At 61.2% G+C, this 12,634-nt stretch carries 9 protein-coding genes and 1 pseudogene; 4 read left to right on the top strand and 6 right to left on the bottom strand.

All coding sequences use genetic code 11. From position 1 onward, the window contains the following. Nucleotides 1–30: 30 nt before the first annotated feature. Complete coding sequence (locus tag ACYP2A_RS04110) at nucleotides 31–1,095, top strand: Gfo/Idh/MocA family protein (protein ID WP_459742997.1); 1,065 nt, start codon at nucleotides 31–33, stop codon at nucleotides 1,093–1,095. A gap of 19 nt (nucleotides 1,096–1,114) precedes the next feature. On the opposite strand, the gene ACYP2A_RS04105 is transcribed toward ACYP2A_RS04110, so the two are convergent. From ACYP2A_RS04105 to ACYP2A_RS04080, 6 genes and pseudogenes are all read right to left on the bottom strand, one after another. Beyond that, a complete protein-coding gene (locus ACYP2A_RS04105) occupies nucleotides 1,115–2,158 on the bottom strand; it encodes a type VI secretion system protein TssA (RefSeq protein ID WP_459742995.1) in 1,044 nt (347 codons plus the stop codon). Nucleotides 2,159–2,190: 32 nt separating this feature from the next. Next, nucleotides 2,191–3,297 carry a type VI secretion system protein TssA gene (gene tssA / locus ACYP2A_RS04100; protein WP_459742994.1) on the bottom strand — a complete coding sequence of 369 codons (1,107 nt, stop codon included), beginning with the start codon at nucleotides 3,295–3,297 and terminating at the stop codon, nucleotides 2,191–2,193. A gap of 2,768 nt (nucleotides 3,298–6,065) precedes the next feature. After that, nucleotides 6,066–6,938: pseudogene (locus ACYP2A_RS04095) on the bottom strand (type VI secretion system protein); the annotation flags it as partial. Nucleotides 6,939–7,114: 176 nt separating this feature from the next. Continuing rightward, on the bottom strand, nucleotides 7,115–7,882 hold the full coding sequence (locus ACYP2A_RS04090; RefSeq protein ID WP_459742993.1) for a DotU family type IV/VI secretion system protein: 768 nt from the start codon (nucleotides 7,880–7,882) through the stop codon (nucleotides 7,115–7,117). A 23-nt stretch (nucleotides 7,883–7,905) separates the two neighbouring features. After that, a complete protein-coding gene (tssK, locus tag ACYP2A_RS04085; protein ID WP_459742991.1) occupies nucleotides 7,906–9,237 on the bottom strand; it encodes a type VI secretion system baseplate subunit TssK in 1,332 nt (443 codons plus the stop codon). A 33-nt stretch (nucleotides 9,238–9,270) separates the two neighbouring features. Next, entirely contained in the window at nucleotides 9,271–9,741 is a 471-nt protein-coding gene (locus tag ACYP2A_RS04080; protein WP_459742989.1) for a type VI secretion protein, read from the bottom strand. Between the two features lie 162 nt (nucleotides 9,742–9,903). On the opposite strand from ACYP2A_RS04080, the gene tssB reads away from it, so the two are divergent. The 3 genes from tssB to ACYP2A_RS04065 all read left to right on the top strand — a co-directional run bounded on the left by tssB (nucleotide 9,904) and on the right by ACYP2A_RS04065 (nucleotide 12,625). Then, entirely contained in the window at nucleotides 9,904–10,464 is a 561-nt protein-coding gene (tssB, locus tag ACYP2A_RS04075) for a type VI secretion system contractile sheath small subunit (protein ID WP_459742987.1), read from the top strand. A 34-nt stretch (nucleotides 10,465–10,498) separates the two neighbouring features. Then, nucleotides 10,499–12,061, top strand: coding sequence for a type VI secretion system contractile sheath large subunit (gene tssC / locus ACYP2A_RS04070; protein WP_459742985.1), 1,563 nt, complete (start codon nucleotides 10,499–10,501; stop codon nucleotides 12,059–12,061). Nucleotides 12,062–12,124: 63 nt separating this feature from the next. Then, nucleotides 12,125–12,625 (top strand): Hcp family type VI secretion system effector, encoded by a 501-nt coding sequence (locus ACYP2A_RS04065; protein ID WP_459742983.1) that lies wholly within the window; start codon nucleotides 12,125–12,127, stop codon nucleotides 12,623–12,625. The last annotated feature ends 9 nt before the right edge of the window (nucleotides 12,626–12,634 follow it).

The following is a 12,634-nucleotide window of genomic DNA, read 5'->3' as shown; positions in this document are numbered from 1 at the left end:
ACAACAATAAAACCCCGTGAAGAACACACCATGTCTGAAAAAATCAAAATCGCCGTGGCTGGCGTGGGCCTGATCGGCCGTCGTCATATCGAACTGGTGCAGGCCAGTGCATCCTGTGAACTGATCGCCGTGGTCGATCCTGTGGCGCTGCCGGCCGACTACCTGGCCAGCCTGGGTGTCGCGCAATACGCCGATCTGCCGGCATTGTTCGCCGCAGGCAAACCCGATGGCGTGATTCTGGCGACGCCCAATGCGCTGCATGTCCTTCAGGCCTTGCAATGCATCGAGGCCAATGTCGCCGCCCTGATCGAGAAGCCGGTCGCGCTCAGCGTCGAGGAAGGAACAAGGCTGCTGGCGGCGTCAGAGGCAAAAGCATCGCGTTTGCTGGTGGGGCATCACCGTGCACACAGCCCGCTGTTGGCCCAGGCGCGGGAGGTGATTGGCGAAGGTGTTCTGGGCGATATCGTCGCTGTGCAGGGCAGTGCGCTGTTCTACAAACCCGATGATTATTTCGAGGCTGCGCCGTGGCGGCGTCAGGCCGGCGGCGGGCCGATCCTGATCAACATGATTCATGAGATCGGCAACCTGCGTTCGCTGTGCGGCGAGATTGTCGCTGTGCAGGCCATGCAATCGAACGCGGCGCGCGGCTTTGCTGTCGAGGACACGGTGTGCATCGGCCTGCGTTTCGAGAACGGCGCGCTGGGCTCGTTTCTGCTGTCGGACTCGGCCGCGTGTGCGCGCAGTTGGGAGCAGACCTCGCAAGAGAACGCCAGCTACCCGTCGTATGACGACGAAGACTGCTATGTGATCAGCGGCAAGAACGGCTCGCTGGCGGTGCCGACCTTGCGCATCAAGCACTATGGTTCGCAGCCGCGTTCCTGGTTCTCCCCGTTCCAGGCAGCAGTGGCCCAAGTCGAACGGCGTGACCCGCTGGCGCTGCAACTGGAGCATTTCTGCCGGGTGATCCGTGGGCTTGACGCGCCGCTAGTCACGGTACGCGACGGGTTGCGTAACCTGATCATTACCGAGGCCATCAGCGAGGCTGCCAGGAGTGGGGCCATTGTGTGCACCGGGCCGGCATCTACTTCAACCTGAGCCTGCCCGGCGACCTTCGTCACGATGGCGTGTGCGGAAAAATACCTAGCCCTGACCACAGGTCCTGATGGTCAATATTGCTTTTGGCCAGTTGTTCCAGCAATTGATGCAAGGGCATGCTGCCCCACTCGACGCCACGGTTGATCAGATACGGCACCGGGCTGTGCGGTTCGATAATGGCCAGGTACTCGGCGATCGACTGCAGTTGCTGGTAGGCCGCTTCCCGTGAAGCCGGATGATTGCGCGGGGCATCGGGGGCAAGCGTGATTTCAGGGAGAGTGGCCGGTGGTGCCTCTACGATAGCAGGGCGTTTGTCGAGCAGGTCCTGATAGAAATCGCACAATTTATCCAGGGCGTTCTGCAGCTCTTGCAGTCTTGGTTGCTCACCCGGCAGATGTTCAAGGCTCGCGCTCGCCAAAGCCTGCAAGGACGGTGAGGCGTTTCTCAGTGCCTGGATGGATTCGATAATATGGCTGTCAGGTAGCACGTCAACAGCAGCCTGATACTGCACCACCAAGCGTTGGCCCTGCACGACACTATCTTGCTGATAGCCCGCTCCGGTTGCGAGGTTATGCATGGAGATCCAGTTCGACAATGTTATGGGGTTGGAAAAGGAGCCTTGAACGCCCAGCAAGGGCGTGTAATAAAGCAGGGTGCTTGCGTAGGTGCTTGCTGCCCAGCTTAGAGCGATGGTGAGCCGTTGGGTGCTCTGGGCATCGTCTGGATCGCGCGGATAAAGCTCTGTAGAAAATGCCTTGCACAGGCCCGTCAGCAGGTCCAAAGCAAGTGGCAGCCCTGCAGCGCCGTGATGCATCAGCCATAGATGCCCCAGTTTGGCGGCAATCATCAAATCCTTGGTCCTGTTGCTCAGCAGATCATAGGCATCTGATTCAGCATCCCAGCGTCCATTTCTGATAGCACCTTCATATTTGCTTTCAAAGTGATAGTCGAGACGAGTGTGGGATATAGGGTTGCCCGTGGGTTTCTGTTCTCTGATGGGCTGGAAAAGCGCGTGTAGATGCTCCCGCAGTTCGGAAGGGTTAAGTGTTTCGATGCCGAACATGATCAGGCTCCACTGACGGTTGAAAATAGCAGTTAAGGCAACACCCCCAACACCGACCAGATCCTGCGCGTATCCACATCGGCATTGACCAGTTCACCGAGCAAATCGCGCAGCGGTTTATTGCCCCATTCGATGCCGCGATCGATCAGGTACGGCACCGGGCTGTGCGGTTCGATCTTGGCCAGGTATTCGGAAATCACCTTTAACTGCTGATAAGCCGCTTCGCGCGATTGCGGTGTGCCGGCCGGCAGTTGCGCAACCGGTGCGGGGGCGGCTGCCGGGCTGGCGACGGCGGCGACAACCGGGGCGGCAACCGGTTCCGGCTCAGGTTCCGGGACAGGTTCAGGGTGCATGGAGAGAAATTCCTGCTGGGCCTGGCGCTGAAGTTCCAGGGCGTGCTGCAAGGCAATGAAGCTGGGGGCTTCTTCGCCCAGGTGCTGGTCGCTCCAGCGATTGAGGCGTTCCAGGTTGACCAGGCAAGCGTTCAGCACCTGTATCTGTTGGGCGATCTCGCGCGCCGGTATTTGCAGCACCGACTCTGCCCACTGGCGCAGCAGGTCTTCGGCTTGCTTGGCCTCGGCCTGGATGCGTTTGTTTTCGCTGGTGTTGCGCCGCAGCTTCTGTGCATGCATCCACTGGGCGTGGGTCAGGCCTTCAAAGTCGCGGGACTCTGATACCAGCATCGGCATGCGCACATTGAGCACTTCGCTGTAGTTGCGCGCTGCCCAGGCCAGCGGCGGGGCCAGCCAGCCAGGGTCTTCATCTTCCGCACGCGGGTAGAGGTGGCCGCCGTAACGCTCGCCCAGTTCGGCGAGCAGTTCCAGGGCCACGCACAACCCCACCAGCCGGTAGCGCTGCAACCAGGCCTCGCCCAGCCAGACCGCGACCATCAGGTCTTTGCTGCGCTGGCGCAACAGTTGGGTGGCGAGCGCTTCGACCTTGGGCCAGTTGCTGCGCTTGAGGTCATGCTCCCACACGCCGCGTGGCAGGCTGGCGTCGTCTTCACGGCGCGCCTCGCGCAGCCGGTCGACTTCGTGAGAGTCCTTGAGGCTGTGCCCCACCGCGTGGTCGCCGGGAATCGCGGCGAGCAGATCCGGCAGTGCCTGGCGCAGGCTGTCAAGGGTGATGGAATCGGTCATGGTGTGAACTCGGCAGTGGTCGTCAGCGCGGGCAGCGGATCGATGGTCGGGTAGGGGGACGGCGGCACGCGCACCGGCAGTTCACTCAAGGTCAACGGCTGTTTGCCGCCAATCGCCTTGAGCGAAAAGCGCAGGAACATCAAGGCGCCGGCATTGCGGCTCTGGGTGCGCAGTGGCAGTTGCAGGGCCAGCGGTCGGTCGCCGTCGCCCTGGGCGGTGAAGTGGTTGATCGCCTGATTGGCGCGGATCATGCGCAGCAACGCCCATGGCCCTTCGTACCCCCAGCTGGCGCTCAGGTCGGTGACGGCCAGGGCGGTCTGGCGCGGGTCGTCCAGTGGCCGCTGATTGCTGCCCTGTGCCCAGCGCAGGGTCAGGTTTACCGGTTCGCCGACGGTCCAGTTGGCGTGGCTGATGGCTTCGGCCGGGTAGCTGACCTGACGCGGGCCGGTCTCCAGGCTCCATTCGATGATCTGGTCGGCGCCGCGTTCTTCTTCGCGGTCGCTGCGCCAGCGCACTTCCAGGTCCAGGCCGCGCAGACCCTCTTTGTCGCGAATCAGGATCGGCCCGAGCCAGGCACGGGCCTTTTGCAGGTTGAACAGAAACTCGGCCGCCGCACCGCTGTTGCTCGACAGGCTGTCCGGCAGGCCTTTGTAGGCATCGGCCAGGTACTTGTCGATCAGCTCAAGAAACTCGCGGACCCGGTCGGGGTTGGCGTCTACCGCGCTTTCTTTGTTGCTGAACGGAAAGCGGCCCGCCAGATAGGTATTGAAGTACACCGACATCTGTTGCCAGGCCACCGCCGAGGTGTAGTTCTGCAGGGCCGAGCAGCGCTGGCGGGCTGCATCCCAGGAGGTACGCGCCAGCACCGAGAAACGCCCGCTTTCTTGCGGCAGCAAAGATGTCGTGAGCAGCTTGTTGCAGTTGCTCATGTCCATTTCGTTGAACTCATGCGTCACCAGTTGCTGGTACATCAAGGCGGGGCTGGTGGGGTTTTGCTCGCTGAACTTTTTCATCGAGCGCACGGTGTCGCCAATACTGTCAATCAGGTCCAGGTCGCTGCCGGACAAGAAATCGCGCTGGCTGGTCAGCCATTCAATCGATGGATTGACCTGGCTCAAGGCGTCGATGATCAGCGTGTACTGACGGCTCATCGACTGCTTGAGCGAGGCCACATCGGGCTCGCGATAGCTGCGCAAGGCCAGGTTGCGGGTGCCGTCCCAGCGACTGAAGTCGATGGGCGAACGCAGCACCGGCAGGCTTTGCAGGTCATTGACCGTGCGGCGCAGCTCACTCAGGGCGCGGCTGTTGAATTCCTGACGCAGCAGTTCGACCTGGCGGTTATCGCCGACATCGGCCACGGCCTGCAGCAGTTGCAGGGCTTTGTCCAGCGGCAGGTCGAAGGGCTGGCTGGCGTTGTTGAGCCAGCTTTGCGGGGTGTCGGCGCGTGTCGTCAGGCGTTGCCACATGGCGACGTCCACTGCCCAGCGGGCCGAGGCGATCAGGCCCTTGCGGTACACCGGCGGCAATTCGGCCACTTGCTGGGTCAGGAAATTCTGGTAGCTGGCGTAGTACTGCAAGACCGCCACCAGGCCATTGTTGTCGATATTGCGCAGGCCGTCAGAGGTTCTCGGCAACAGGCTGGTCTGGTTCATCGCCGCCTGAATGAACTCTTCGCGCATCAGAATCTGAATGCTCTGGTCGAGTTTTTCCAGGTTGCTTTGCAACTCCAGGGTGCCGCCGCTTTGCTGGCGCAGAACGCTTTGTTGTTGATCGCCGCGCTCCAGCCAGCGGTCATAAAACGTGCGCTTGGTGGTCTTGGCGTAGTTTTCGATCTGATCGACGACGGCCGGGCCGATCAGGCTGCTCTGCCGGGCGCGTTGCATGACCTCCTTGTAGCCGGCGGTCAGTTCGGTCGAGGTGTTCTGGCTCCAGGCCGCGTTGGTCTGGGCGATCAGCAGGCGCAGGCGGTCGATGGAGGCATCGATTTCTTCAAGCTCGGTCAGGCTGGTGCGCTGGCCGGCTTGCAGCTTGCTCAAATGGCTGTTGAGGATGGTGGCGAGCTGGCTGAAATCGGCGCTGGCAAACAGCGTGTCGAGCCACAGGCGCGTGGCGGCCAGATAACGCTGCGCCACCTGATTCTTGATCGGGGCCAGATCCAGCGAGGCGGCCAGCGGTAGCTCAGGATCGTTGAGCATGCGTTGGTACTGCTCATCGAGCGACAGGTTTCGCGGTTGCAATGCCAGGCCGAACAGCTCGTTGGCCAGCAGGCTGGCCTCGTCCAGCGGTCGTTCGCTGACTTCGATGCCTTGATTGAACAGGTTGCTGCGCCGCTCCAGTTTTTGCGCGTCGTCGACGATGCGCACCGCTTGTTGCCAGGCCTCGTCACTGTTGGCCGTCGTGCTTTGCGCAGGCTGGGCTGTGCCGAGCTGGTTCCTGTCGTTTTCCAGGCGTTGCCTGATGGGGCTGAACAGTTGCTCGCGGGCGCGTTGCTGCAGGGTTTGTTCCAGGCGTTGATCCAGGCCGTAGAAGCGCGAGCCAGGCAGCACGGCGGTGCTCAGTTGCCAGCGCGGTGTGGCGCTCAGCAAGTGCCAGAAGCCATTGATGCGTTGCCGGGCAATTTCATCGTCCTGGCCCTGGGCGACCAGCCCGTTGTTGTCGTTGAGCAAGCGTGCCAGGCGTTCTGCATCCTGAGTGCGCACGTTCCACATCCAGAGCATGCCCAGCAGCCAGATCAGCCCGAGGGCCAGTGCGCCCAGGCCCAGCATGCGGTGCCAGCGCTGACGCAGTTGCAGGATTCGGCTGATCGGTTGCGCCAGGCCTTGTTCGGCGACGATGCGCTGGCGCCACAGGCGCCGGGTAAACAGCGGTGGTTCGCTGCCTTGTTCACTGTCTTCGGCAAACGGATCGAAGTCGGCCGGCAGCTCGCGGTGCAGCACGGCGTTGCCGGCCACGGTGAAATACACCCCGCGCAAGCGCGGTGCTTCACCCAGGGCATTGCCCTGAAACACCGGGTCGCAGAGGGTTTGCAGCGGGTCATGCAGGGCTTGCAAGTGGTGCGGCAACTGGTAAAGGTCGGCGTCCGTCTCGCCACGCAGGGTACCCAGTTCAACGATCAGGCCTTCGATCGATTGCTGCATCTGGCTGACCGCCTGGGTAATCCAGCTCGGGTGCCAGGCGGTCTGAGCGGTGTACGGCGAGGTCCAGCCCAGCGGCAGATCATAGGTGCTGGTGGGCAGCGCATTGATCAGGTTGACCAGGCCCGGTACGCCTTCGCCACCACTGAACACCATGTACACCGGCAGGCTCAGGCCCAGACGCTGTTGCAGGTCGATGAACTTGCGCCGTGCGGCCTGGGCGGTGACCACGCTGTGCTGGTCATCGAGCAGGTGCTCGACAGTGCTGAGCCAGATCACCGCATCGAGTGGCCGGCGTGCGCGGCTCTGGACCAGCAGGCCGAGCAACTGGCGCCACAGCTTGAGTTGTACGCTGGCGTTTTCGCCATGATTGAACAAGGCGCCCGGTACGACCAGTACCGCGCCGTCGGGGCCATACCACCAGCGGCCGAACCAGGCCGGGCGTGTGGTGCTTTGCAGGCCCCAGCCTTGCAGCAGGGGCGTGGCCAGCGCGTCGTCACCGACCATCAGCAGCCAGGGCGTTTCGTAGCGGTCGTTAACCCCCAGGTTCAGTTCCCACTCGCGCACGGCCTGATAAAAACTGCGGCTGGCCCCGCTCAGGTGTACGGCGCAGAACCTCCAGACAAAAAACACCACAATGACCAGCAGCAGCACGCCGGCCACAACCAGGTCCAGATAATTCATCAATGGCTCTGCTCCGTCGCGGGCTGCGTCAGCCTGAGGGTCAGGCTGGGGTCAATGTGTTGTTCGATGCTCCACCACAGGCCCTGGCCCAGGCCGATGAGCAAGATCAATCCCAGGCTCAGCGCCAGCGCCAGCCGGTAGCCATCGGGCAGGCTGCTGCGTTGCGGCATCTGCTGGGCGGGGCGTGCGCCCAGTTGCTCCATTTGCGTCTGCACTTCATCCAGCGACGGCGGGCGCCGGTAGATGAACGTGAACAGGCTGCGGCGCCATTTTTCATGCAGGCCCTTGCCGTTACCGTTGCGCAAACGACCCTGAAAGCCCAGGTTCAGGCACAGCAGATACACCCGCGCCAGGTCGCGCTGCGCCGGGTCGCGGGTGTCGAGCAGTTTCTTGATTTTCACCGGCAAGTGGTCGCCGGCCATGCGGGTCTTGAACAGCCGGCTTTCCATCGGTTGTTCGATCCACTGTGTTTGCCCGGCCCAGGGATTGAACAACAGAAACTCATCGACCAGCGCCACGAACGCCGACAGCGTGTCCTTGGCCTGTTCGCCATGCGCTTCGCCAACTGCGGCATAGGTGCTGCGCCACAAGCGGCGGGCGATCAGGCTCACTTGCTCGGCGACCCTGGCCACCTGGTCGTCGGCCGGCAGGGTGACGGGCAGGTCCTGCCAGAACAGCAGCCATTCGCCCCAGGCCCTGTTGAGCGCGGCGCTCAGCGGTGCGCTCTCGACGTTCGCGCCGTGCAGTGATGAGTCGTTCTCAAACATGTGCGGTCGATCCCTGAGACGGTTCAGTCCGGTTGGCTTTTGTCGAGCATGATGACTTCTACGGGCGCCGCCTTGTCGCTGTTGGGCGGCATGTACAGGCACAGTTCGTGATCGGCCCGGAACCATCCACCTTGCGCGTCGACCATGAACAACTGGGTATTCTCATCGACCCCGTAAGCCACTTGATCCTTGCGTTGCAGCGGCTTGAACGACAAGCCACCACCGCGCTGACGCTGCAAGGCGGGCAGGTGCTCGCGTGAGGCGATGTTGGCCTGCTGTAGCCATTCGCTTGCAGCTTGCGGGGCGGAGCCTGCCGGCATGCGCAAACCGATGACCAGTTGCTGGGCCGCTTTGCCGGTGTCGGTCAGGGTGATGAAAAATACGTTCTGGGTCTTGCTGAACGGGCGCCGGTCATAGCCACTGCGAATCAGCTTGACGCGTAACTCAAGCCATTGCAGGACTTCATCGAAGCCGCTTTGCAGGTCTTCAAAGTCCAGCGGCGAAAAGGCCCGCACACCAAGTTCCGGTTGCAGGCTGGCCACGGCGCCAGCCATGCCGGTCAGTTGCAGGTACAGCGAGGCCGGGGTCGCGACGCCGGTCTCCAGGTTGGCTTGCAACTCTGGCAAGCGTGCCCACAGGGCGCTCATCTGCATGCGCAGTTCGGCGCTTTCGTTGTTCTGCCCGGTGTCGTGGGCCTGGCGCCAGCGCCCGGCGAGGTATTTGCACTTGTCGCGTACCAGTTGGCACAGCTCTGCGATGCGCGCACCAATCGGTGAATCAGGCAGCAGCAGGGGGCAGGGCGGTGTGTAGGGCAGCAGGCTGATGGTGTTGTCTTCACAGCCCAGACGCAGCAGCGGCAGGTGCACAGAGTCTGAGCGGCCCGCAGCCAGTACCAGACGCAGGTGCGGGCGCCAGACCGTGACGTTTTCAGGGTGTGAGCCGGTGCTCAGGTCGAGCACGCCGGTGGTGTTGTCCGAGCGCAGGCGACCCACCAGCGACACCAGTTGACCTGCGCTCCACAAGGGGTCAACCGCCAGATACACCAGCAGGCTGCGCTGGTCGCCGAAATCCTGCGGGGTGACTTTCAGTTGCGGGACAAAATCCTTGTCTTTGATCGGGTCGAAATCCACCGCCAGCCCGTCGGGCAGCACCGCACTGAGCGCCTTGATCTGCACCAGCCCGGCACCGAGCGCCAGCTTGTCGATTTGTACCGTTTGCACGCCCCAGTACCAGGGTCTGGCATTGGCTGCCAATTGGGCGCTCAGGCTTTCGGCGCGCAGGCTTTGCAACTGGAAATGCTGGGGCAGCAAGTGCATGCCATCGTTCCAGCAAACTGCATCCGGGGTACTGCGCATCCTCGACTCCTGGCCATCCTGAAAAAACTGCGTTTATTGCCCCTTGGCATCGAGCAAGCGCATTTCGCGGTTGCCCAGTTTCAGCCAGATGCTGTGTTGCTTCTGAAGCAGCAGGCGGTGTGCGCCCGGTGTGCTGTAGCGGGCAAAAATCAACAGCCCCTCGGCCTTGCGGCCATGCAGCGGGATGTTGTTCACATCCAGCAGTTGTCCGGGCACCACCTCCAGGCTCCAGATCCGCACGCCGCCCGGATAATCGCGTTGCAGTTGCTGACGCTGTTCGAACCACTGGCTGGCCGTGGTGGCCTTGAGGCGTTCAAACATTGCGGCATCGCTGGCCGCGACAAAGTCCAGTGCCACCGGTGTGTCATTGTTGGCTTTGAGTTCAACATCGATCCGCACCGTATTTAATTCCACGCTGGGCGCAAACAGGCTGCAACCGTTTATCAGAAAAGCGGTCGTCATCACAAGCACTGTTTTGAATGTAGGGAACTTTATTAAATACATACGATTCCAATACAAGTTTTGTAAGAAATGTCTTGCATTCTTATAGCCTTCTTCTAATGTTTTGCACAGCCAGCTTTCCTACGGGAGTTCCGCCTGGCAGTCAGAAATTGTCGACAGTGTGCGCCTGGCGCCTTCCCGGCGAGGCCACCAAAGGAGTAAGGCATGGCAGCGAAACCGGAAAGCAAACAGCATTATCTGGGCCGCAATCGGCCGCCGCGGGTGCAGATTACCTACGATGTAGAAATTGGCAACGCCCTTGAAAACAAAGAATTACCGTTGGTGGTAGGAATTCTTTCCGACCTGTCTGGCGACACATTGGATGGCAAGCTTTCACTGGATAAACGCGGCTTTGTGGATATTGATCGCGACAGTTTCAACACCGTATTGGAGAAGATCAAACCGACCCTGGATTTCAAAGTTTCCGACAGCGACACCGGTTCCATCCAGCTGACATTCAACCGTATTGAAGACTTCAGCCCGGAAAACATTGTGGGCCAGGTCGATGATTTGAAAGCCTTGTTCGAGAAGCGCCGGGTCTTGCAGGATCTGCTGATCAAACTCGATGGCAACGAAGCACTGGACAACAGTCTGGGGCTGGGCTTGTCCAGCATCGAGCAGATCGCGCAATTGCAGGGCGATCAGCAGGGTGAATTGCCTGCGCCGCCTGCCGATGTCACGGATGTCACGGACGACAACACTGACACGCCTGCCAAACAGCCCTAATCCCGATCCGCGTCCGTCCACGGAGGAATAATCCATGCCCAATGAGTCTTCTGCTTCATCCACAACCACCCAGACGCAAAGCGAGTCGCTGCTGGCCAACATCGTCTCCAACATGACCATGTCTGCCGACACTACCCAGCGCGAGGCGGAGCAGGTTCAGGCCCGCGAGATGCTGGAAGTGCTTGCTACCGAGGTCAAGGCCACCAAGCCTGCGCCCGGCCAGGATCCACGCCATTACATCAGCGAGCGGATCAAGGAACTCGACGACCAGATCAGCGCCCGGCTCAACCTCATTCTGCACAACAAGAAACTGCAGAAGCTTGAAGCGTCCTGGCGCGGCCTGCACCAGTTGGTCTCCAACACCGAGACCAGTTCTTCGCTGAAACTGCGCCTGCTCAACGTCAGCAAGGCCGAGCTGGCCAAGGATCTGGAAAAAGCCATCGAGTTCGACCAGAGCGCGCTGTTCAAGAAAGTCTACGAAGAAGAATACGGCACCTTCGGCGGCAACCCGTTCAGCGTGCTGATGGGCGATTACGAGTTCGGCCGCAGCGTGCCCGACATCAAGCTGCTGACCAAGCTGTCGAACGTCGCCGCCGCCGCACACGCCCCGCTGATCACCGCCGCCAGCCCGTTGTTGTTCGACCTCAAGAGCTTCGCCGACCTGGGCGTGCCACGCGACCTGACCAAGGTGTTCGAAAGCACCGCGCTGATCGAGTGGAACAAGTTTCGTGAGACCGAAGACTCGCGTTATGTCTCGATGGTGCTGCCGCACTACCTGGCGCGCCAGCCATACGACCCGGTCAATGCCCCGGTGCCGGGCCTGGCCAGCTTCACCGAGAACGTCCACCTGGGTGAGGACGATGTCACTCGCCAGAACGGCGAAGTCATCAAGTTCTCCGACCTTGGCCAGCACAAGACCGACCCGGATAAATTCCTCTGGGGCAATGCGGCCTGGCTGCTGACCCAGCGCATCACCGATGCGTTTGCCCACTACCGCTGGTGTGCCGCGATTCGTGGGCCTGAAGGCGGTGGCGTGGTATCGGACCTGCCGCTGTACCAGTTCCTGACCACCGCAGGCGATCAGGCCATCAATTGCCCGACTGAAGTGGCGATCACCGACCGTCGCGAGAAAGAACTCGACAGCCTGGGCTTCATCGCCCTGTGCCATCGCAAGAACAGCAACGACGCGGTGTTTTTCGGTGGCCAGACCACCAACAAGCCACAGGCCTACAAGACCTTCGATGCAAACGCCAACGCGCGGGTATCGAGCATGCTGCCGTATGTGCTGGCCGCTTCGCGGTTTGCCCATTACCTCAAGGTCATCATGCGCGACAAGGTCGGCAGCTTTTCGACCCGCGACAATGTTCAGACCTATCTGAACAACTGGATCGCCGACTACGTGCTGATCAACGACAACGCGCCGCAGGAAATCAAGGCGCAGTACCCGTTGCGTGAAGCCCGTGTCGATGTCACCGAGGTGCCTGGCCGTCCGGGCAGCTACCGCGCCACGGTGTTCCTGCGCCCGCACTTCCAGCTCGAAGAGCTGACCGCCTCGATCCGCCTGGTCGCAGCCTTGCCGCCATCGGCTGCAGCCTGATTGCCTGGCCCGCCGTTCGCGGCGGGCCATCACCCCTATACGCCGTACTAAGGAATACACCCGATGGATGCAATCATTCTGGACCTGGGCAGCACGATCAAAGGTGACTCGCTGATCGAAGGCTATGTCGACAAGATCGAAATCATGTCCTACAGCCACAACGTGGCCCTGCAAGTCACCAACGACGTCAGTAACTCGGAGCGGACCTCGGGCAAGCCGCATGTCGGCGAATTCGTGCTGACCAAGTTCATCGACTCCTCGACCCCTGACCTGAACATCTACTGCTGCTCGGGCAAGCCGATCACCGAAGCCAAGATCACCATCGGTCGTAACGCCTCCGAAGAGAGCGGCCAGATCATGGCGTTCATCGTTTACACCCTGACCAACGTGATCGTCTCCAACGTCAGCGTCAGTGGCGGTACAGGCGGCAAACCGGTAGAAACCCTGTCGCTGAATTTCACCAAGATCAAGTGGGAACTGACCACCCAGAAAGACGACGGCACCAAAGAAGGTACCGCAGCCACCACCTGGGACCTGGCGTCCAACAAAATTATCAAGGCTTGATAAAAAGCG

The sequence above is a fragment of the Pseudomonas sp. 3A(2025) genome (assembly GCF_054589175.1).
This window is presented reverse-complemented; position numbering and strand designations above follow the sequence as displayed.

Bases quoted from the DNA above. Each gene is read 5' to 3' on its own strand.
- tssC (WP_459742985.1), top strand. From the start codon at position 10,499: ATGCCCAATGAGTCTTCTGCTTCATCCACAACCACCCAGACGCAAAGC.
- ACYP2A_RS04065 (WP_459742983.1), top strand. From the start codon at position 12,125: ATGGATGCAATCATTCTGGACCTGGGCAGCACGATCAAAGGTGACTCG.
- tssA (WP_459742994.1), bottom strand. From the start codon at position 3,297: ATGACCGATTCCATCACCCTTGACAGCCTGCGCCAGGCACTGCCGGAT.
- tssB (WP_459742987.1), top strand. From the start codon at position 9,904: ATGGCAGCGAAACCGGAAAGCAAACAGCATTATCTGGGCCGCAATCGG.
- ACYP2A_RS04080 (WP_459742989.1), bottom strand. From the start codon at position 9,741: ATGTATTTAATAAAGTTCCCTACATTCAAAACAGTGCTTGTGATGACG.
- ACYP2A_RS04090 (WP_459742993.1), bottom strand. From the start codon at position 7,882: ATGTTTGAGAACGACTCATCACTGCACGGCGCGAACGTCGAGAGCGCA.
- ACYP2A_RS04105 (WP_459742995.1), bottom strand. From the start codon at position 2,158: ATGTTCGGCATCGAAACACTTAACCCTTCCGAACTGCGGGAGCATCTA.
- tssK (WP_459742991.1), bottom strand. From the start codon at position 9,237: ATGCGCAGTACCCCGGATGCAGTTTGCTGGAACGATGGCATGCACTTG.
- ACYP2A_RS04110 (WP_459742997.1), top strand. From the start codon at position 31: ATGTCTGAAAAAATCAAAATCGCCGTGGCTGGCGTGGGCCTGATCGGC.